Annotated in this window: 16 protein-coding genes; 12 read left to right on the top strand and 4 right to left on the bottom strand. The window is 47.5% G+C overall.

The annotated features are described in order from the left end of the window. The first annotated feature begins 26 nt into the window (after nucleotides 1-26). The 9 genes from CEQ48_RS01515 (at nucleotide 27) to CEQ48_RS01475 (ending at nucleotide 13,170) form a co-directional block, all read left to right on the top strand. Entirely contained in the window at nucleotides 27-1,946 is a 1,920-nt protein-coding gene (locus CEQ48_RS01515) for an ABC transporter substrate-binding protein (protein ID WP_089069958.1), read from the top strand. 373 nt (nucleotides 1,947-2,319) lie between these two features. Continuing rightward, nucleotides 2,320-3,327, top strand: coding sequence for an ABC transporter permease (locus CEQ48_RS01510; protein ID WP_089069957.1), 1,008 nt, complete (start codon nucleotides 2,320-2,322; stop codon nucleotides 3,325-3,327). A 2-nt stretch (nucleotides 3,328-3,329) separates the two neighbouring features. Beyond that, entirely contained in the window at nucleotides 3,330-4,490 is a 1,161-nt protein-coding gene (locus tag CEQ48_RS01505; RefSeq protein WP_089069956.1) for an ABC transporter permease, read from the top strand. Then, on the top strand, nucleotides 4,490-6,196 hold the full coding sequence (locus CEQ48_RS01500) for a dipeptide ABC transporter ATP-binding protein (RefSeq protein ID WP_089069955.1): 1,707 nt from the start codon (nucleotides 4,490-4,492) through the stop codon (nucleotides 6,194-6,196). Before CEQ48_RS01505 ends, CEQ48_RS01500 begins: the two co-directional genes overlap by 1 nt. Before the next feature lie 418 nt (nucleotides 6,197-6,614). Further along, nucleotides 6,615-7,409: a DNA-binding transcriptional regulator KdgR gene (kdgR, locus tag CEQ48_RS01495; protein WP_089069954.1), complete on the top strand. Its 795-nt coding sequence runs from the start codon at nucleotides 6,615-6,617 to the stop codon at nucleotides 7,407-7,409. A 303-nt stretch (nucleotides 7,410-7,712) separates the two neighbouring features. Beyond that, on the top strand, nucleotides 7,713-9,623 hold the full coding sequence (locus CEQ48_RS01490; RefSeq protein ID WP_089069953.1) for a methyl-accepting chemotaxis protein: 1,911 nt from the start codon (nucleotides 7,713-7,715) through the stop codon (nucleotides 9,621-9,623). Nucleotides 9,624-9,638: 15 nt separating this feature from the next. Continuing rightward, nucleotides 9,639-11,312: a pyridoxal phosphate-dependent decarboxylase family protein gene (locus CEQ48_RS01485; RefSeq protein ID WP_089069952.1), complete on the top strand. Its 1,674-nt coding sequence runs from the start codon at nucleotides 9,639-9,641 to the stop codon at nucleotides 11,310-11,312. Between the two features lie 164 nt (nucleotides 11,313-11,476). Beyond that, complete coding sequence (locus CEQ48_RS01480) at nucleotides 11,477-12,646, top strand: D-alanyl-D-alanine carboxypeptidase family protein (protein WP_089069951.1); 1,170 nt, start codon at nucleotides 11,477-11,479, stop codon at nucleotides 12,644-12,646. 176 nt (nucleotides 12,647-12,822) lie between these two features. Next, on the top strand, nucleotides 12,823-13,170 hold the full coding sequence (locus CEQ48_RS01475) for a helix-turn-helix domain-containing protein (RefSeq protein WP_089069950.1): 348 nt from the start codon (nucleotides 12,823-12,825) through the stop codon (nucleotides 13,168-13,170). Nucleotides 13,171-13,264: 94 nt separating this feature from the next. Here the strand turns inward: CEQ48_RS01475 and CEQ48_RS01470 are convergent, their stop codons facing one another. Further along, nucleotides 13,265-13,699, bottom strand: coding sequence for an exoribonuclease R (locus tag CEQ48_RS01470; RefSeq protein WP_089069949.1), 435 nt, complete (start codon nucleotides 13,697-13,699; stop codon nucleotides 13,265-13,267). 216 nt (nucleotides 13,700-13,915) lie between these two features. Here CEQ48_RS01470 and CEQ48_RS01465 point away from each other — a divergent pair, with 216 nt between their 5' ends. Continuing rightward, the gene (locus CEQ48_RS01465; RefSeq protein WP_089069948.1) at nucleotides 13,916-14,635 is read left to right on the top strand and encodes a carbonic anhydrase; all 720 of its coding nucleotides are present in this window, start codon (nucleotides 13,916-13,918) and stop codon (nucleotides 14,633-14,635) included. A gap of 280 nt (nucleotides 14,636-14,915) precedes the next feature. Here the strand turns inward: CEQ48_RS01465 and gcvP are convergent, their stop codons facing one another. The 3 genes from gcvP to CEQ48_RS01450 all read right to left on the bottom strand — a co-directional run bounded on the left by gcvP (nucleotide 14,916) and on the right by CEQ48_RS01450 (nucleotide 19,648). After that, entirely contained in the window at nucleotides 14,916-17,780 is a 2,865-nt protein-coding gene (gene gcvP / locus CEQ48_RS01460) for an aminomethyl-transferring glycine dehydrogenase (RefSeq protein ID WP_089069947.1), read from the bottom strand. Between the two features lie 143 nt (nucleotides 17,781-17,923). Then, nucleotides 17,924-18,304: a glycine cleavage system protein GcvH gene (gcvH, locus tag CEQ48_RS01455; RefSeq protein ID WP_000361811.1), complete on the bottom strand. Its 381-nt coding sequence runs from the start codon at nucleotides 18,302-18,304 to the stop codon at nucleotides 17,924-17,926. 36 nt (nucleotides 18,305-18,340) lie between these two features. Then, nucleotides 18,341-19,648 (bottom strand): serine hydroxymethyltransferase, encoded by a 1,308-nt coding sequence (locus CEQ48_RS01450; protein ID WP_000993295.1) that lies wholly within the window; start codon nucleotides 19,646-19,648, stop codon nucleotides 18,341-18,343. A 392-nt stretch (nucleotides 19,649-20,040) separates the two neighbouring features. Between CEQ48_RS01450 and CEQ48_RS01440 the strand changes: the two genes are divergently transcribed. Beyond that, nucleotides 20,041-20,664 carry a helix-turn-helix domain-containing protein gene (locus CEQ48_RS01440; protein WP_001287801.1) on the top strand — a complete coding sequence of 208 codons (624 nt, stop codon included), beginning with the start codon at nucleotides 20,041-20,043 and terminating at the stop codon, nucleotides 20,662-20,664. 243 nt (nucleotides 20,665-20,907) lie between these two features. Then, nucleotides 20,908-22,038 (top strand): glycine cleavage system aminomethyltransferase GcvT, encoded by a 1,131-nt coding sequence (gcvT, locus tag CEQ48_RS01435; protein ID WP_089069945.1) that lies wholly within the window; start codon nucleotides 20,908-20,910, stop codon nucleotides 22,036-22,038. The last annotated feature ends 163 nt before the right edge of the window (nucleotides 22,039-22,201 follow it).

The raw sequence follows: 22,201 nt of genomic DNA, 5'->3' as shown, positions 1-22,201 counted from the left end.
CAATCAAAAACATCAGGGAGTGACTGATGAAACAACATAACCTTACCCCTATATTCGGCAAAATCGCACTATCTGTTGCGGCGGCGCTGTCATTTTCAACATGGGCAGCAACCTACAATGAAGCCCCACAATTAGCAGAGTTAGTCAAAGCAGGCAAATTGCCAGCGGTGGAACAGCGTTTACCAGAAAACCCATTGGTGGTTGAGCCGAATGAATCGATTGGTCAATACGGCGGCACTTTAAACCTAGTAGGTAAAGTGGTCGATAACGGACATCGCATTCGTACGGTAGCTTACGATAACCTGTTTAACTTTGATTCTACCTATTCAAAAATCATCCCAAACTTGGCGACCGGTTTTACGTCTAACGCTGAGAACACAGAATTTGTGATCACTTTGCGCAAAGGTGTGAAATGGTCTGATGGTTCTCCGTTTACTGCAGAGGACATCGCGTTTTATATCAATGATATTGTGGGCGATCCAGAACACTCAGGTAACCGACCACTTGCTCTACCAACCCATGATGCCGCTCGCGCAGAAGTGATTGATACGTACACAGTCAAAATTACGTTGAGCAAACCGAATGGTCTGTTTATCCGTAGCCTTGCGACGGTCGATAGTGAAAGCTATACCGCCTTCCCTAAGCATTACTGCTCACAGTTTTTACCTAAGTTCAATGATAAAGCGATTGCGAATGCGAAAGCGGCTGGCTTTGATTCATGGCGTCAATATGCGGCAACCAAATGTGAAGCTCACTACTTTATTGAGCATTACACCAACGTTGATCGCCCAGTGTTAACCGCATGGAAGGTGGCTACACCTCCGGGACCGAATGCAAGTTATGCCGTGTTTGAGCGTAACCCTTACTATTGGCAAGTCGATACTGAAGGTAACCAACTGCCTTATTTAGATTCTGTTCGCTGGCGCTACAGTGAAGATCAAGAAGAAATGGTGTTACGTGCTGCCAATGGCGAAGCGGATTACCAACATCGCCATATTGGTCAAACGTCTTATCGCCCACTTCTGATTGAAAATGAGAAGAAAGGGGGTTACACCTACGAGTTCCGTCCAAGCACGCTCAGCACTGAATTGGCGATTGCGCTGAACCAAACCACGAAAGATCCACTCAAGCGTGAGTTGTTCCAAAACAAAGATTTCCGCATTGCGTTATCTCACGCGATTGACCGTGAAGAGATCAGTGAAACGGTGTTCTCTGGCTCGGTTGGCCCTTATCAAGTTGCACCACTGAAGATTTCGCCTTTCTATGATGAGCAAATGGCGACTCAGTACACGGAATTTGACCCTGAAAAAGCGAACCAACTTCTGGATTCACTCGGTTTGAATAAACGTGATAAAGAAGGCTACCGCTTACTCAAAAATGGTCAACGTTTGCGGATTGAAGCGCTCTCAAAAGTCGCGGATAAAGGCGTATTGGCAGATTCACTTGAACTGGTGAAAAACCAATGGAAAGCTGTCGGCGTGTATTTAGACATTCGTGTACTTGAAATCAACCATGTGACTAACCTTCGTTTGACCAACGATTTCGACATGATTCCAATCATCGGGGATGGTGGTGTCGGTATCATTGACGATGCTCGTCATTACATGCCATTCAGCCCAGAATCAACATGGGGATTGGGTTACTACCTGTGGGTTAGTGAGCCAACCAATGAGTTTGCAGTTGAGCCGCCAGCGCATGTTAAACGCCAGCTTGAGCTGTGGCAAAAACTGACAAAAACCTCATCGCAGGAGGAGCAAAATGGCTATATGAAAGAGATCATCCAGATTGCTAAAGATAACTTCTATGTGATTGGTACCGTGGAATCTATGCCTGCGGGTGTTGTGGTGAATAACAAGCTGCACAATGTGCCTGAAAACATGCCTCAGTCATACAACTTTCCCACTCCTGGGCCAATGCGAATGAGTCAACTGTGGAAATCGAAGTAACTCCATCCCTTTGATCGTTAGACAACCCCATCTTCGGATGGGGTTTTTTATTGCTCCTAATAAGCGATTACTACTGTCGTTGGTTGTTCTTACTCGATTTAGAGCGATTGCTTTGGTTTCTTGTATGCAAAATTCCATGTCATTTGCACGGTGAATTGTCTGGGTGTGATCACGCTTCTTAAAAACGATAATGATCTACTCGGCAAAAATATGAAAAAGCGTTTTAAAAATTAAATTCGATGCGTTCTAATAAAATTGAACTTGAATGAGGCTAAATCTTTGATCGACTTACTGCCCGCAACATAGGCTAAAGCTTGAGATTGAAGATGAGCCATTTTGCTAGTGATTTACCGTATCGTATTAAGGAACAGTAATGAGCAGTTTTTTTCTGTTTGCAGGTAAGCGTTTGGTGTCGATACTTGTCACGCTTTTCGCTGTCTCGATTGTTGTATTTGCCGTTATCGATCTTCCACCCGGAGATTTTGCTTCATCTAAAATTGCTGAGCTGCAATCGATGGGGCAAACCGTTGATCCGCAGATGATTTATACCATGCGCGAAATGTATGGTTTGGATAAGCCGTTGCTCGAACGCTACGCATACTGGATGTTGGGTTTAATGACGGGTGATTTGGGTATTTCCCTGACCACCAACCAACCGGTTTGGAACACGATTGAACCTCGTATCTGGCCCACCGTGTCACTGGCTGCTGCAGTGTTTCTGTTTCAGTTTTTGATTGCGATTCCAATCGGGATGTATTCCGCACTTCGCCAATATTCTTGGGGTGATTACGTCGCCACTATCTTCGGTTTTATTGGCATGGCCACGCCGAACTTCGTTATCGCGATTGTTGCTCTGCTGATTGGTTATTACAGCTTCGATACGATGGTTTCTGGCCTCTATTCTGAAGCTTATCTTGAACAACCTATGTCTTGGGGCAAATTCTTTGATGCCGTTTCGCGTAGTTGGATCTACATACTGGTGGTAGGGACCGCAGGGTTGGCTGGCATTATTCGCATCATGCGCGCTAACTTGCTCGATGAATTGAAAAAACCGTATGTCAAAACTGCGCGAGCGAAAGGGCAAACTGAAGCGAAGCTTATCCTGAAATACCCTGTACGCATCGCGATTCTGCCGATTGTTTCAACCATAGGCTGGATGCTTCCTGCCTTACTGGGTGCGGACATCATCGTCAGTCAGGTCATGAATATTCCAACGCTGGGCCCTCTGATGTTGGCCTCTCTGCGCGCCCAAGACATGTATGTAGCGGGTGATGTCCTGCTTATCATGTCCATCTTGACCATCATTGGTACTTTAATTTCCGATTTACTTTTGTACTGGGTTGACCCTCGGGTACGAGTTGGCGTAGCGAAGGAGTTTTAATTATGACAACCTCTACAATTCAAAGGGTGGGCCGCCTGTTTGGCCGCAAGAAGAAAACGCTGGATCTCTCAACAGCAACTCAGTGGCAGTTAATTGGCTTAAAAATGCGCCAACATAAGCTGGCTTGGTATAGCTTATGGTTTCTGGTCATCGTGTATTTTATTGCTCTGTTTGCGGAGTTTTTTGCCCCGTTTCAACCAAGCGATAACTGGCGACGTTTTACTTATGCTCCACCTCAAGCGGTTAGCCTGTTTGAACAAACAGATGCGGGTTGGCGTTGGGCTCCTCATTTGGATCTCTATACCAGCAAAACCGATCCAAGAACCTTAAAACGTCATTACGAGCTGAATCCAGATAAAAAAGCCTATTTTGCTTTCTTCGGAAAAACAGAAAGCTATGAGTTATTAGGGTTCATCCCATTCAGCTATAAACTCATTGTTCCTAAAGATCCTAAGCAGCCGTTCTTCATTTTAGGATCAGACCGTATGGGACGTGATTTGTTATCTCGCCTCATTTATGGGGCGCGAATCTCGCTCTCGGTTGGTCTGATGGGGGTATTCACTACGTTTGTGCTGGGTATCTTGATCGGTGGTATTTCGGGCTATTTTGGTGGTGCGATTGATAACTTTATTCAGCGCAGCATCGAATTCATGAAATCCATCCCGACATTGCCGTTGTGGATGGCATTGTCAGCCTCCTTACCAGCACAATGGAGCTCATTAACCAAATATTTCCTCATCACCATTATTCTCGGCCTAGTGTCATGGCCTGATATGGCTCGTGTGGTACGCAGCCGATTTATGTCACTGCGTAACGAAGAGTATGTCGCTGCAGCATGGCTGGACGGTAACAGCCCCTTTGAAATCATTCGCCGCTACATGGTGCCCAACTTCCTAAGCCACATTATTGCGGTCGTTACATTGGCGATCCCAGCGATGATTTTGGGTGAAACCGCGCTCAGCTTCTTGGGCTTAGGCTTGCAAGCTCCGATGGTCAGTTGGGGTGTGCTGCTGCAAGAGGCGCAGAATATTCGGGCACTGGCAGATGCTTCTTGGCTACTCATTCCAGCAGTAGCGGTTGTCGTCGTGATATTGGCAATGAACTTTGTGGGAGATGGTTTGCGCGATGCCTGCGACCCATACCATGATCAGGGAGCAAAATAATGAGTAATAAAATTCTACAAGTCATCGATTTAAATGTGAGTTTCCCAACCAGTACTGAGCACTTTCAGGCAGTGAAAGGGGTATCATTTGATTTGTATCGTGGTGAAACGCTCTCGGTGATCGGTGAATCAGGTTCCGGCAAATCCGTGACCTCTTCCGCCATCATGCAACTGTTGGATAAACCCGGTCGAATTGATTCTGGCAAGATCCTCTATACCACTGAGACCAATGAAACCATCGACATAGCGCAAATCGATCCACGTAGTGCTGAAATGCGCTTATTGCGCCGTTTTAACTTCTCGTTGGTATCGCAAGAGCCGATGGCGGCATTAAGCCCAGTTCATACGGTTGGCGATCAAATTAAAGAAGTGCTGTGCTTAGTTGAACCAAGTATCAGTAAAGAAAATGCTCACAAACGAGCCATTGAACTGCTGTATCAAGTGCAGATGCCGGAACCAGAGAGCCTCATTAATAAGTATTCGTTTGAGTTATCCGGTGGGCAACGCCAACGAGTTGTGATTGCCATGGCGATAGCTTCCCGTCCTGACATCTTGATTGCGGATGAACCGACTACGGCTTTGGATGTAACCACCCAAGCGGAAATCCTGCACTTATTCGACAAACTCCAGCAAGAGATTGGTATGGCAATTTTGTTCATTACTCATGATCTTGGCGTGGTGGCACAGATTTCAGATCGTGTCGCAGTGATGGAGAAAGGAATACTGGTTGAATGTGGTGACGTTCGACAAATCTTTGAAAACCCACAACACCCTTATACTCAGAAGTTGATGAAAGCCACGCGGGCGTTGGAAAAACCCTCTAAAGTTAAAGTGCCTTACGCGATGCGAGAAGAGAAAAGCCTTCAACCGATTTTAGACTTGCAGGCAGTAACAAAGATTTTTGAAAAGCCCGCCAAAATATTCCAGAAAAAGAGCTGGATGACGGCAGTAGATAATGCCGAGCTGACGCTCTACCCCGGTGAATCGTTGGGCATTGTAGGAGAGTCCGGTTCTGGAAAAAGTACTCTTGGTCGAGCCATCTTAGGTATGTCACCGGCCAGTTCCGGTACCATTCTTTATGTCGATGAAAAAAGTGAAACCACCATTGAACTGGCTGGTTATAAACGGCAAGTTCGTGATCCTCTGTTTGCGGACATGCGTTTGATTTTTCAAGATCCATGGTCATCACTGAACCCGAGAATGACAGTGTTCGATATCATCGAAGAGCCATTAGTCAAACTGCGCACCGAAATGAACAAAACTCAGCGTGAAGAGCGAGTACGTAACATCATGAAGTGGGTTGGTTTACCACCTGAATTCTCGAGCCGTTATCCGCACGCCTTTTCTGGTGGTCAACGGCAACGGATCGTGATTGCTCGGGCATTGGTGACGATTCCGAAAGTGGTGATTGCCGATGAAGCCACGGCAGCGCTGGATGTATCACTACGCTCACAAGTGCTGGATCTGCTGATTGAGTTTCAAAATATCTATGGCACCGCGTTTATTTTAATCACCCATGACATTGCGACCGTGAAGTACTTTTGTGATCGCGTGCTTGTCCTTCAACATGGAAAAATTGTGGAGCAAGGCAGCGTGGATGAAGTGATCTTTAATCCTCAGCAAGCCTATACCAAGCAATTGATCTCTGCGGTTCCAGTGGCTGAGCTGCCACCTGAAACCGTTTATAACTACGCAGTCGGAAGCTGATAAACCTCTCTCTGTTTGCGGCATATATCGTTCGAAGACGTGGATATTTGCCGCGAACAGATTTCTGAAAAAGGGTTTATCAATCGTTATTTTCACAAGGTTTTTAAGTGATTTTTGATGATTAGATGCATAACTCACCTTGTGTTTTAGTTCGCTATCAATTTGTTATTGAACCAGTTTGTGCGCAAAAGCTCGTAAAATTCACAATTTTCGTTAATTCGGGCGAGAAAAAAACAAAAAAATCGAATTCGGGTCTGTTTTTTTGTAGAACATTATTTTAGATTGGCGTCTAACATTGAAACCAGTTGTATTGAATTGTTTGAGCTAAATAAAAAAGTTCGGTAATTTGCGCCGTTCTTGGTAGGTCACAGCACATTTAAGCATGTCAAAAGCCGGAATTAAGTAATAGGTATAAAAAATGACAATTGATAAACAACCTGAATCTGTTTCATCGGTAATGAAAACCTTTGGTATTCTTCAAGCGCTAGCAACTCAGAAAGACATTGGTATTAGTGACCTAGCTCAACGCTTAATGATGTCCAAAAGCACGGTTTACCGTTTTTTGCAGACGATGAAAACGATGGGCTATGTTTCTCAAGAAGGTGAAACAGAAAATTACTCACTGACATTGAAACTGTTTGAATTAGGGGCGGCAGCCCTAGAATACGTTGACTTGGTTGAATTGGCCGATGTGGAAATGCGCCGAATTTCAGATTTAACCATGGAAGCTTTACACCTAGGGGCGTTGGATGGTGATGGTATCATCTACATCCACAAGATTGATTCGAAATACAATCTACGCATGCAATCTCGTATCGGCCGTCGTAACCCGCTTTACTCGACGGCAATAGGTAAAGTTTTGTTAGCTGAGCGCAGTGAAGAGGAAGTTCGCCAAATTTTGGCTGAGGTAGAATTTACTCAATCGACAGAAAATACACACAGCGATGTGGATTCACTGTTGAAAGAGCTGCCCATCGTTAAGGAACAAGGCTTTGCTCAAGATAATGAAGAGCAAGAAGTTGGATTGCGCTGTTTGGCTGTACCTGTTTATGATCGTTTTAACCGTGTGGTTGCAGGTATGAGCGTTTCACTGCCGACAATTCGTTTTACTGAGCAAAAGCAGGTTGAATATGTGCAAGAGCTGCACCAGGCTGCGGCACGTATTTCTGCGAAACTAGGTTGCGTTGAATATCCTTATCTAACCCAAAAATAAGCACTTAACCCTTCATTGATTGTTACAAGAGCAGCTTTTAGCTGCTCTTGTGCTTTTCCTTTCTATGACTCTTTATTGCATAAAATTCACGAATAAACATCCCTTTGATATTCATGGCTTTAACTGGACTTTGCTCTTCTGAATATTTGAACTTTCTGTGATAGAGCTTGCATATCTTGAATCTATGCACCAAGTTTTAAAGGTTGGCTAGGTGGCTCTCGTGTCATTTCATTCTATTACTCTAAGATTCGAACCCACCTGAAGAGGAACCGCAATCACATGCATGAAAACTGCAGGGGAGTCATGACTCTAGGATTCAAAGGAAGAATATACGCCAGTGTGGTCATCTTGGTGACCATATCGCTAATGGTGTTAGGCACGATTAATATGCTCTCTCTCAAACGAGAGATGATTCAATCATTAACCACCGAAACACAAAACAAGCTCAATTATCACGTTTCAGAACTCGAGTTTTGGGTGAAAAGTCGTTATGACGCTGTATCTCATGGTTCGAAGTTGTTTAACCCTGAACTTTCAGATGCGGACAATCTCAATCAAGTGCGCTTATTGGCTGAGGCGGCACAAATCACCAATGTCATTACGGCCTACGAAGATGGTCGTTCTTACATGTCGATAGATAAAGAGGGGGGAGTGACGACAAATCGGTTTAAATTTACTGACCGTGACTGGTATCAACAGGCCAAAAGTCGTCGTAGCCCATTTTTGACTGAGATTTATCAAGATCAAGTTACAGGCAAAAAAGTGATCAGTGCCGTTAGCCCGATTCTTCATCAAGGTCAATTTGTAGGGGCTGTGCTGGGTGACTTCCAGCTTGATGACATCATCACCCAAGTGAGTAACATGCGTTTTGCTGGAGGAGCGGCCACGCTGACCGACAAAAATGCGGTGTTTTTTGCTAGCGATGATCCTAACGATATTGGCCGCACACCTTCACAAGTCAGCCCATCATTTCGTGAAATGGAAGACGGGTTTCATCGTCAAGAGAGTGGGCATCTCTCGTTTCCTTATCTTGGGATCGAATTTGATGGTTATTACAAACGGGTCAATCTAACCGATGATATGTATTGGACCTTGATGGTGTTTGTCGATAAAGCCACCGCGTTAGCGGATGTCGATGTCGCTGTGGCTAATGCGCTCACGACGGGGGTAATACTTATCGCGATCAGTGTTGGGGTGATCATCTTCATCATCAACCAAATCTATAAACCTTTGCTGCGTTTGAAAGTCGCGGTTCTGGATTTGGCTCAAGGCAGTGGTGATTTGACTCGCCGACTGGAAGTGAATGGTAATGATGACTTGGCGCAAATCAGTGAAGGCTTCAACCGTTTTTCAGGCAATTTACAAAACATGATGCTGCAAATTTCCGATACGACTCAGATCATTTCAAGCAGCATTGAGCAGTTAAGCCAGACGGCGAAAGAGAACGAACAGATGTTGATTTCTCACTCTTCCGAAACCGATCAGGTGGTCACTGCGATTACTGAAATGAGTGAGAGTGCGCGCACGGTGGCGGAAAGTGTGACGCAATCGAATCAGATCACGGAAGCGGCGAGCAAAGAAGCGCAGCAATCTTTGGTGATTGTGAATAATGCCGTTTCAACCGTGACCTCGTTGGTCAATGATGTTGAGAAAATGTCGGAAAGCATCTCTAGCATGAATCGTGATGCAAACAAAATCAGCGAAGTGTTGAGTGTGATTGGCGCGATTTCTGAGCAGACCAATTTGCTCGCCTTGAACGCCGCTATTGAAGCGGCGCGAGCGGGTGAACAAGGTCGTGGTTTTGCGGTGGTGGCCGATGAAGTGCGTGCTTTAGCGGCAAGAACGCAAAACAGCACCACGGAAATCTCCGATATGTTGACGAAATTGCTGGAAGGTACCGACAGCGTCGTGGGGGCGATGGAGCGTACTAAGCAGCAGTGTCAAACGACGGCGGATAAAACCTCTGAAGTTTCAGGTAGCCTGAATATGATGAGTGCATCGGTGAGCGACATTGATGATCTCAGCACACAAATTGCGGCGGCGACAGAGCAGCAAAGTACGGTGGCGGCAGAGCTTAGCCGTAACATGCTCTCAATCCGTGAGATAGTGGAGTCTCTTGTGGTCAGCGGAAGACAGACCGTGGGCGCGACAGAATCGCTTTCTCACTCGAATCATGAATTAGAACAGCTAGTAGGCAAATTTAAACTGCGTTAATTAAGGTGTTCAATCATGAGTCATGCGTTATCTGATCGCTGGTTGGCGCTGCCTGCCAACCAGCTCAATCCGCGTTTTGAGCAACATTACTTCGCCGTAAAAGCGAAGTTTTTTTCCCGCGATCCGGCATTGTGGCCGCTGTATCGTTCATTGGAGATCCAACCGCTTTTGCAATCGCGTCGAGAGTCACCCGTTTACGATCATCATCTGTTTAAACAGCTGACTACCCGAGAGGAAGTGCCCCCTTTTTCACGTTATCAAGGCAAGCCATTTGATGAGGTCGCTCTTTATGCCGCGCAGCATTCGAAAAATTGGGACGATCCTCGCTCGGTCGAGAATGTGATTTCAACGCCGAGTGATCCCGCTATTCATGGTGCATTACTGGCGATGATTGCCAATCCCAATTTGGTGTACGGCGAATATTCGGGTATGGCGGCGGAGTTAGAAAAGTTGGTGGTACGGCAAATTGCTTCACTGGCGGGCTATTCTACCGAGCAGGCGACCGGAATTTTTACCCAAGGAGGAACGTTTTGTAATTTATATGGATACCTGCTTGGGCTGCGCAAAGCATTACCCAGTTCCATTTCTCAGGGCATCTCGACAGGTTCCTTGCGGATGCTGAATTCGGAGGCGGGACACTACTCGAACATGACAAATTTGGCGCTGCTCGGGATCAGTGTGCAATCACAGGTCATCCGTGTCCGAGTCAACGACAATAACGAAATTGACTTGATTGATCTGCATCGCCAGCTCAGTCGCTGCTTTGAGCAGCAGCAAGTTGTGCCAACCATCATGCTCACGTTTGGCACGACCGATACGTTCGCGCTGGATGATATCAAAGCGGTGTATGACATCCGTGAATCGCTCTGCCATCAATACGGAGTGCGTCGTAAACCACATATCCATGTTGATGCGGCGGTAGGGTGGAGTTTGCTGTTTTTCGCAAGTTACGATTTACAGCGTAACCCGTTGGCGATTAATGCTGCGACCTTATCGGCCATCACCGAATGGCTACCTAAAATTCGTGCGCTGCAGTGGGCGGATTCGTTTACCGTGGACTTCCAGAAATGGGGTTATGTACCCTACACCTCCAGTTTGGTGATGATAAAAAATAGCCATGATTTACAGGCACTCAAATCTGATCCTAGTTATTTCTCCTATTTTGAAACTGCGCGGCAACAAGAAACGCATTTACAAGCCACGATAGAATGCTCACGCAGTGCGGTTGGGGTGTTTGCCGCCTATTCAGCATTGCAAATGATGGGGATTGATGGCTATCAAACCATCATCGCGCACGGTTTACAAAACGCCAGTTATCTGCGTGCACAGTTAGCGACGCTGCCGCACTGCAAATTGATTGCAGAACAAAATAATGGTCCGAGCGTGGCATTTCGTCTCTATCCTCCGAGTGTAAAATCGGCTCGTGATGCGTTCGCTCTAGAGATGGATCTCAGTCAATATCCAGATTATGTCGAGAAGATGGTGACTCATACTCTGTATCATCGTAGCCACTTTCTTGCGCGCAAAGGGCAAACCTTAAACAGTAACTGGGTTGAATCGCTAACGCGTACTCATTATGACCCTGAGGGACACTGCTTGCATCTGCCGGGAGAAAAAGTGGTATTGATGAACCCGCATACCATGCGCACTCATTTGGATGCTTTCATTGCAGAAATGAGCCTCAGATAGGGATTCTTCATGACTGACCGGCTGAGTGTGGTGCGCTAAGTCGGTTGGGATCTGTAACACAATGTAAGTACTCGGCCTGCAACTGTAAGAGTTAGTAAAGAGAAGCTGTGCTAAAGTCGCAGTTGGTTATACTGCTTGCTTAGTATTTTATTGGGGGACACGTTATGACCAGCACCAAGTTTCTCGTCAGGTTTTCAATGGCTTGTATGGCATTTGTGCCAACGTTAGGTTTTTCCGCTTTGACCGTCGTACCCGAGCCGCCACAATTGGCCGCTAACGGTTATGTTCTAATCGATTTCCATACAGGTAAAGTTCTGGTCGAACACAACGCACATCAAAAACTCAATCCGGCCAGCTTAACCAAACTCATGACCTCGTACGTCGCAGGACAAGAGATGAAGCGTGGCAATATCCATGCGGATGACCAAGTGCGGATCAGCAATAACGCATGGGCTAAGAAATTCCCTGATTCATCAAAAATGTTCATTGAAGTGGGCACTTACGTCAATTTGATGGATCTTTACCGCGGTTTGATCGTGCAATCAGGGAATGATGCCAGTGTGGCAATTGCCGAGCATGTCGCGGGTTCGGAAGGGGCGTTTGTGAGTCTAATGAACTCGTGGGCGCAGCAATTGGGGATGAACAATAGCTCGTTTGCTAACCCACACGGGCTGGATAACCCTGCGTTGTACAGTACACCTTATGACATTGCGTTACTGGGCCGTGCGATTATTCGTGAACTACCGGAAATCTACCCGCTGTATAGTGAGCTCTCATTTACCTACAACGGCATTACTCAGCACAACCGTAACGGTTTGTTGCGCGATCGAAGTATGAATGTCGATGGGTTGAAAACGGGCTACACAAGTGGTGCGGGATACAGTTTAGCCAGCTCGGCCACCAGTGGCGAGATGCGCCTCATTTCAGTGGTAATGGGGTCAAAAAGCGTTAAGAGTCGTGAAGCAGAAAGTAAACAGTTGCTCAGTTATGGTTTCCGTTTTTATGAAACGGTGACCCCACATCAAAAAGACACGGTGATCCAAAATCAGCGCCTGTGGTATGGGGATAAAAACGAAGTGGCTTTGGGCAGTGCTGATACTGTCTACTTAACACTGCCGCGCAGCGACGTGAAAAAACTCAATGCTATGATCCAATGGGATAAAACGCTTGAAGCGCCGATCGCCAAAGGTGATGTGGTGGGTTCGATTTTCTACTACATCGATGAAGAAAAGGTTGGTGAGGCCAAATTGGTTAGCCAAGAATCGGTCGCACAGGGCTGGTTCTTTAAACGTCTGATGGATTGGTTCAAGTTACTCTTCTCTGGCTGGTTTTGAACGCAGTACTCGGTAGCTTATCCTTATCGATAGTATTCTCACTACAAACTGGGATTTTGATCTCAGTTTGTTGTTCGATGAACAATACACATCGCAAACTCACATCAGATTGACACGTTGCTCTAAGAATTCTGGCATGGTATCGGCCATTCGCAACAACGAGAGGAGAGGCAGAAATGGAACTGAACCAAGAAGACCGTAAGGCGCTGTACGACGTCTGGATGACCAAGAAAGCCAAAATGCACATGACTCAGATGGAGATGACTAAGCGACTAGGTGTGAGTCAGGGGGAGTTTTCTGAACTGTTGCGTGGTGATGCGCCGCTTTCTATGTCTTTCGTCAGCCGCTTTTGCCAGCATCTCCATGTTGAGCCGCACAGCGTGTTGCCTACGCTAAAACGTAAAACCCGCTCTGGTGAAAAGCTTGTGCATCTGCAAAACCGCGTTACCGTCGATGGGGATATTAAACGTGTTTATGTCGAAGGAAATCAGGTGATCATCGAGTACACCCATCTCGCCAAATAACCTGACTGGCTAAGGGCTCGATCCTCACGGTTGGCTTTATAGACGCTCTCTCATCAAGTGGCAGTAAAATGTCTGCCACTTTTTATCGATAGACTTACAATTCCGCGTAACGATATAACAGTTCGGTCAACTGGGTTGACCATGCCAGTGCGTTTTCTGGTTGTGTCGCGATCAGTTTTTCCACTTCCGCACAATGGGTTTCTAAATCCACACTCTGCTCTAAATGAAAGGCAATGGCATAAAAGTGCCACATCAAAAGGCGTGTCATGCGCTGGGTATTTTGTATCGTTTGATCTGAGCCTTCAAACATCGCAGGTAGCTGGCCTAAAGCGATCGCGTGCATTTTCACCATTGCATCAATATGTGCCATGTGTGCTTTTTCTTCGCCTTCAAATTCTTCATCATCAAAGCGGTACAACTCACGTAAAGTCTCTTCGCTGATCAAACGGTGCAAAATGCGCAAACTGAATTCGGTTAGTTCTTGTTTATCCATTGCACGCAGGCATTGATAAGTGTAGTCACGCTCCATGGCATTACTCTTCTTTGGGTCATAACAGGAGGCGACATTGTAAAGTGTTTTTGAGTGAGTGCCAGTCAATCTTATTTGAGTAAGTTGTCGATTACATTCTGCCGTGATGAGTTTCTAGAATCTTATATTCCGAACATATTCATTTTGTCTGCCAACGCTATTCTGCACCATGTCAAACCTAAACCATTACTCAATCAATCATTTAAGTGAGGGACTATGAAAAAGGCAACGTGGGTATTAGCGATGGCGGCCAGTATGAGCTTCGGCGTGCAGGCTTCCGAATGGGGGTATGAAGGAGAACATGCACCAGAACATTGGGGCAAAGTCGCCCCGCTTTGCGCAGAGGGTAAAAATCAAAGCCCGATTGATGTCGCGCAAAGCGTAGAAGCGGATCTACAGCCTTTCACGCTCAATTATCAAGGTCAAGTGGTTGGTCTGCTCAATAACGGGCACACTTTACAAGCGATAGTCAGTGGTAATAACCCACTGCAGATCGATGGTAAAACGTTTCAGCTTAAGCAGTTTCACTTTCATACCCCTTCTGAAAATTTGCTAAAAGGAAAACAATTCCCACTGGAAGCGCATTTTGTTCATGCCGATGAGCAAGGCAATCTGGCGGTTGTTGCGGTGATGTACCAAGTGGGTTCGGAGAATCCGCTGCTTAAGGCTCTCACGGCGGATATGCCGACCAAAGGGAATTCGGCTCAGCTCACGCAAGGGATCCCTTTGGCTGATTGGATCCCAGAATCGAAGCACTACTATCGCTTCAATGGTTCACTGACAACGCCACCTTGTAGCGAAGGGGTGCGTTGGATTGTGTTAAAAGAGCCAGCACATTTGTCGAATCAACAAGAGCAGCATCTTAGTGCCGTGATGGGACATAATAATCGACCCGTACAACCGCATAATGCTCGTCTTGTCTTGCAAGCCGACTAATACAAGGCTTAGCAAGCATAAAAAATGGCGTCCAATAGGACGCCAAAATCTTCGCAGAAATTAAATTCACAGAAGTTAAATTGGGACGAGAAAAGTCTCACAACAGCGATGATAAGCCGTATGGCTGGTCATCCTTTACTGCCGCCTGTCAACGTTAACTTTGTGATTTGACGAGAAGATGTCTGTTTTGCTGCGATTTGATGACGTCCCGAAAAAAGCTATGAAAAAGGCGAGCACTCTGGCTCGCCTTTGTTATACGAATGGTCATCCGGATGACCGATTAGTCCTGATAACTGTCAATGCTTGGGCATGAACAGACGAGGTTACGATCGCCGTACACGTTATCGACACGGTTCACCGTTGGCCAGTATTTGCTGGCTTTGGTGTGCGCCGATGGGAAGCAGGCGATTTCACGTGAGTATGGACGATCCCACTTCTCTTCGCGCAGATCCGCTTGGGTATGCGGCGCATGCACTAGAGGGTTACTTTCAAGCGGCCATTCGCCATTTTTCACCTTGTCGATCTCGCCACGAATCGCAATCAATGCATCACAGAAGCGATCCAGCTCCGCCAAATCTTCCGATTCCGTGGGCTCAACCATTAAGGTGCCCGCGACTGGGAATGACATAGTTGGCGCGTGGAAGCCGTAGTCCATCAGGCGTTTGGCAATATCTTCTTCGCTAATGCCGGTCTCTTCTTTCAGAGGACGGATATCGATGATGCACTCGTGCGCCACACGACCATTGGCTCCGCGGTAAAGGACCGGGTAGTGTGGACGCAGACGCTCCATCACATAGTTAGCATTCAAAATCGCGAGCTTGGTGGCTTCAGCCAAACCTTCTGCACCCATCATCGCAATATAGGCCCAAGAGATCGGCAGAATGGATGCGCTGCCGAGATCAGCGGCGGAAACCGCGAAATCAGTGCCCTCTACGCCACCTTCAATGTGTCCCGGTAGGAAAGGCGCGAGGTGTGATTTCACGCCGATAGGTCCCATGCCTGGGCCGCCGCCGCCGTGTGGAATACAGAACGTTTTGTGCAAGTTCAGGTGTGATACGTCTGAGCCAATAAAGCCCGGTGACGTTAAGCCCACTTGCGCGTTCATGTTCGCGCCATCAAGGTAAACTTGACCACCTGCTGCATGCACCATTTCACACACTTCACGCACTTGTTGTTCATACACGCCATGCGTTGAAGGGTAGGTGATCATGATGCTGGAAAGATGGTCTTTGTGCTTTTCAATCTTGTCGGCAAGGTCAACCATATCAATGTTGCCGTTTTCATCGCAATTCACCACCACGACTTTCATCGACACCATTGCTGCGGTAGCTGGGTTGGTGCCGTGTGCAGAGCTTGGGATGAGGCAAACATTGCGGTGGCCTTCGCCACGGCTTTGGTGATAACGCTGAATCGCGATCAAACCAGCATACTCACCGGAAGCGCCTGAGTTAGGTTGCAGTGAGAAAGCATCGTACCCCGTGATTTCACACAGTTTTTGCTTCAGGTCTTCAGCCAATGCCGCATAGCCTGCCGCCTGTGCTTTCGGTACAAACGGATGCAGTGCGCCAAATTCAGGCCAAGTGACAGGGATCATCTCCGCGGTAGCGTTGAGCTTCATGGTGCAACTGCCTAGCGGGATCATGCCGTGAGTCAAAGAGAAATCTTTGTTTTCCAGGTGCTTCATATAACGCAGCATCTGAGTTTCACTGTGGTGCGTGTTAAACACAGGGTGAGTCAAAAACGCGCTTTGACGACGGCAACTTTCCGGAACCGCTGCGAACTCATTGGTCGCAATGCGGTCTGAAAGTGCATGAACCTCTTCTTTAATACCAAAGATCGCAAAGAGCGCTTCAACGTCTGCCACTGTCGTGGTTTCATCAAAGCTCACGCCAAGCTGATTAGGTAGCTTACGCAGGTTGATGTCTGCTTGTTGCGCAGCTTGGTACAGAGCATCGGTTTTTGCGCCCGCATTGATCGCCAGCGTATCAAAGAAATGCTGATGCGCCAGTTCGTAACCCGCTTTGGTTAAGCCAGCAGCAAGAATCGCGGTGAGGTGGTGAGTGCGGCGCGCAATAGTGCGCAGACCTTGTGGACCATGGTACACCGCATAAAACGCGGCCATGTTGGCCAGCAGCGCTTGCGCAGTACAGATGTTGGAGGTCGCTTTTTCACGGCGAATGTGTTGCTCACGGGTTTGCATTGCCATACGTAAGGCTTGATTGCCTTTCGCATCGATCGAAACACCGATCACACGTCCCGGCATGGTGCGTTTGTGCGCATCACGTGTTGCCATGAACGCCGCGTGTGGGCCGCCGTAACCCATAGGTACACCAAAGCGCTGCGCTGAACCAATCACCACATCTGCGCCCATTTCACCCGCAGGTTTGAGCAGCACGCTGGCGAGCAAATCGGTCGCCACGGTGACTAAGGTTTTGTTGGCTTGTGCTTTGGCGATGATGTCAGTCAGATCGCGAACTTCACCGGTAGTGCCCGGGTATTGTAGCAGTGCGCCAAAAGCTTCTTGTTGAGTGATGTTGTCAATCGAATCGACTTTTACCTCAAAGCCAAGGAATGCGGCGCGAGTTTTCACCACTTCAATGGTTTGTGGATGCACATCATCGGCAACAAAGAACAAGTTGCTTTTGCTCTTGCCTGCGCGTTGACACAGTGCCATCGCTTCGGCCGCCGCTGTCGCTTCATCCAGCAGTGACGCGTTCGCAATCTCCATCGCGTTTAGATCCATCACCATCTGCTGATAGTTAAGCAGCGATTCAAGACGGCCTTGCGAAATCTCTGGCTGATAAGGGGTGTAAGCGGTGTACCAGCCCGGGTTCTCCATCACGTTACGTAAAATGACGTTGGGCGTGAAGGTGTTGTAGTAACCCTGACCGATGAAAGTCCGTTTAATCTGGTTAAGCTTAGCGAACGATTGAATGGTCGCTAGCATCTCAGCTTCGCTTTGAGCGGGCGCGAGCTGCATTGGCGCTTCTAAACGGATTTGTGCAGGCACGGTTTGGGCGATCAGCGCATCCAAACTTTCCGCATTCACCGTATTAAGCATAGTGACTTGTTCTTGTTTATCTGGCCCGTTGTGGCGTGCAACGAACTCATTTTGTGTGCTTAGGCTGTGAAGTAATTCTGTCATTGTCCTTTACCTTCTTTCCATGTGAGCATGCGAACAACCTTGGTGGAATCACCACTCACTTGGCGATCAAACATCACTCATTTGCGGTGAGTGACTTTGAAAAAAAGCCGCCCTGAAGGGCAGCTTTCTCATGCATATTGTGCTTAGTCTTCTTCGATTGAAGCTAGGTACTCTTCCGCGTCTTTTAGATCTTTGAGTTCATCAGGATCGGACATTTTCACTTTCACGATCCAGCCGCCATCGTAAGGCTCTTCATTAATCAGCTCTGGGCTGTTTTGCAGATCTTCGTTGACCTCAATGACGACACCGGTCACTGGTGCATAGATGTCAGAAGCGGCTTTCACCGATTCAACCAGTGAAAAGCTGTCACCTGCATCAATTTCGGCATCGATTTCAGGTAACTCTACAAACACTACGTCACCGAGCATTTCTTGGGCGTGCTCAGAGATGCCGATGGTTACTGTACCGTCACCGTTGTCGCGAACCCATTCATGGCTTTCTGTGAACTTCAGTGTCTTGTCCATTGCGTATTCTCCAAAAAATATCGTACTGATAAAAAGCTATTGATAGAGCGGGAAGCGTTGGCACAGTGCTTTCACTTGTTTACGCACTTGTTGCTCAACGTCTGGGTTGCCTTCTGGGCTGGCCACCAAACCATCCAGAACATCCCCAATCCACTCACCGATGAGTTTGAATTCTTCACGGCCGAAACCTCGGCTGGTTCCGGCAGGCGTACCTAAACGAATGCCCGATGTAATCATAGGCTTCTCTTCGTCAAATGGGATGCCATTTTTGTTACACGTGATCCCTGCACGCTCTAAGGCTTGTTCAACTTGGTTGCCTTTCAAACCTTTAGGCCTAAGATCGACCAACATGAGATGCGTATCCGTTCCGCCAGTCACAATGTCACATCCGCGAGTTTGCAATACTTCGGCCAGCACTTTTGCGTTATCGATCACCGAATCAATATAAGTGCGGAATTCAGGGCCGAGCGCTTCACCAAATGCCACTGCTTTAGCGGCGATCACGTGCATCAGTGGACCACCTTGTAAACCAGGGAACACGGCAGAATTAATCTTTTTATTGATCTCTTCGTGGTTGGTTAAAATCATGCCGCCGCGCGGGCCACGTAGAGTTTTGTGTGTGGTAGTGGTGACGACATGAGCATGCGGCAGCGGGCTTGGATGTGCACCGGTAGCCACCAGACCAGCAATGTGCGCCATATCGACCATTAACAGCGCGCCAACTTCGTCAGCAATCGCGCGAAATTGAGCAAAATCGATAGTGCGAGGAATGGCACTGCCGCCTGCGATGATCATTTTGGGTTTGTGCTCTAACGCCAGCGCACGAACAGAATCGTAGTTAATTTCGAGAGTTTGACGATCCACTCCGTATTGCACCGCATTGAACCATTTACCTGAAAGAGCAGGGCGCGCACCATGGGTGAGGTGACCGCCCGCATCCAGCGACATACCCATAATGGTATCGCCCGGTTGCAGCAGAGCAAGCATCACAGCGCCATTCGCTTGAGCGCCTGAGTGTGGTTGAACGTTTGCGTATTGACACTGAAAAAGCATTTTGGCGCGTTCGATAGCAATCTGCTCAACGCTGTCAACATGCTCACAACCGCCGTAGTAACGACGGCCGGGATAACCTTCGGCGTATTTGTTAGTCAGGCAAGTGCCTTGCGCCTGCATTACGGCTTTAGAGACGATGTTTTCAGAGGCAATCAGTTCGATCTGTTCATTTTGGCGGGTGTATTCAGCTTGAATGGCGGCAAATACCGCATCGTTGGTCGCCGCCAGTGGGGTAGAGAAGAAGTTCTCAAGGCTAACGTTGGGATAAGCTTTGTTTAGATTTGCATTCATAGTAGATGGCCTTCCAATCTGATAACCGCACTAAGATGGGGTTATCGCTCCTTTTTCTGATCGCGATACCTATCGCGATCGGCTGAGTCATTCCTAATCTAGATTGCCCTAAACCTTGGCAACATAACCCCAATGCGTAGGGTCGAAAACTCGCGGTGATAAGATAAACTGAAAAATCAGCTAAGAGCCGCGAGTGATTGCATCTCTTCATCTAACAAGTCGGTAACATACTCTTTGCTTACAGAACAATCAATCAAAAATTTCCTATAGGAAACTTGGTTTCTGATCTGCTTAGCAAAAGTGGCTTTATTTCTTTGTGTACTCTTTAATCAACAAATCGCTTCATGCCACAATGCTCGGCACACAGGAAGTTTTACAACGAGAGGGAAAGCATGTCAGAAGACATTTATGATGAGTACCCATCCATCACTTTGGCGCGTGAATCGGGCGAACAAGGCATCGAGCCACTCAAGCTGGGTCAGCGGATCAAAGATATCCGCACGCGATTAGGTATTACGCTTGAAGAAGCTAGCCAGCGCACTGGGCTCGCTCGCTCTACACTGAGCAAAATTGAAAACGAGCAGATTTCGCCAACCTTTCAGGCCATGCAAAAATTGGCGCATGGTTTGCAGATTGATATGCCGCAACTCTTTGAGCCACCAAAGAAAATTGTTGCTACAGGGCGGCGAGACATTACCCGTAAAGAAGCAGGAAAACCGCACCCAACACAAACCTATGAACATGAATTGCTCGCGACTCAACTTTCTAACAAAAAGATGATGCCGTTCAAAAGCCGTGTGCGTGCCAGAGCGTTTGAAGAGTACAGCGATTGGGTGCGTCACGATGGTGAAGAGTTTTTGCTGATCCTCGAAGGTGAAGTGATGTTCTACAGCGAATTTTATGAGCCGGTACATCTGGTGGAAGGGGACAGTGTGTATTACGACGCGAACATGGGACACATGCTGGTTTCAGTGAGTGAAGAAGATGCGCTGATCTTGTGGGTAACCGCAAGATAGTGAGTTTCCTATCCGAAATATCCGCGTACAACAACCCAAGACGTGGAGTGTGTTGGTGGTGGTTTTTGATAACTATTCCTTAACAATGTTGTTAACTGTGATGGTGAGCACTGTTTTAATTTGGTGAATCCTCTAAAACGAGCTCGGCTTGTTTATTATCGGAAACATAGTTTCCTCACTAAGGGAATCTTGCCACGGTAGATTGCGCCAAAAGCGCAGCTTTGGCTTATATGGAGAACAAGAATGACTGAACAACACGAAACCTTACTGACCACACCGCTACATGCGCTACACATTGAAGTTGGCGCAAAGATGGTGCCTTTTGCGGGCTACGATATGCCAGTTCAATATGCCCTTGGGGTGAAAAAGGAGCATTTACACACCCGTGAAGCAGCCGGTCTGTTTGATGTTTCCCACATGGGGCAACTGCGTTTGTACGGTGCTCAAGCGGCTGCCGCATTAGAAAGCTTGGTTCCGGTTGATATTATTGATCTCCCTGTTGGCAAACAGCGTTATGCGTTTTTCACCAATGCCCAAGGTGGCATTATGGATGATTTGATGGTGGCCAATATGGGGGATCATCTGTTTGTGGTGGTGAACGCGGCGTGTAAAGCGCAAGACATTGCGCATCTAAAAGCGCATCTGCCTGCGGATGTTGAGATGGAAGTGATTGAAGATCGCGCTCTGCTCGCGCTGCAAGGTCCGAAAGCGGCGCAAGTGCTCGCACGTTTGCAACCTGCCGTTGCCAAGATGCTGTTTATGGATGTTCAACTCCTTGAGATCGATGGTGCAGAATGTATTGTCAGTCGCAGTGGCTACACCGGTGAAGATGGCTACGAAATCTCAGTGCCTGCAGATAAAGCGGTGGCACTGGCTCGTAAACTGACGGATTTTGCAGAAGTGGAGTGGATAGGCCTTGGTGCGCGCGACTCACTGCGTTTGGAGTGTGGTTTGTGTCTCTATGGACACGATCTTGACCCAACCACAACGCCAGTCGAAGCTAGCTTGCTGTGGGCGATTCAGCCTGTTCGCCGCAAAGGTGGTGCGCGTGAAGGTGGTTTCCCTGGTGCAGAGATTATTCTCAGCCAGATTGAAACCAAACAAGTCAGCCGTAAACGCGTAGGTTTGGTCGGACAAACCAAAGCACCAGTACGCGAAGGCACCGAGCTGTTTGACGCGCAAGGCAACAAAATTGGTGTTGTGACCAGTGGTACTGCAGGCCCAACGGCCGACAAACCGGTTTCAATGGCTTATGTCAGCAATGAGCACGCCGTTTTAGGCAGTGAAGTGTTTGCCGAAGTGCGCGGGAAGATGCTGCCGATGACCGTCGAAAAAATGCCTTTTGTGCCTCAGCGTTATTATCGCGGAGCATAATTTCTTCAGTGTCATTCTTATGAGTAACGCTTATTAGCAAAGGAAGGGAAACCTTCCTTATGTGCTTTTTGAAACCTAGGTTTACAGCCTGAGCTAACCGAGAAAGCGGTTGTCATTTCAGCTTATTGGTTTATGATGCTGCAACGTACTTAAGCTGGTGCAT

The organism is Vibrio tarriae (genome assembly GCF_002216685.1).
Lineage (GTDB): Bacteria > Pseudomonadota > Gammaproteobacteria > Enterobacterales > Vibrionaceae > Vibrio > Vibrio tarriae.
This window is presented reverse-complemented; position numbering and strand designations above follow the sequence as displayed.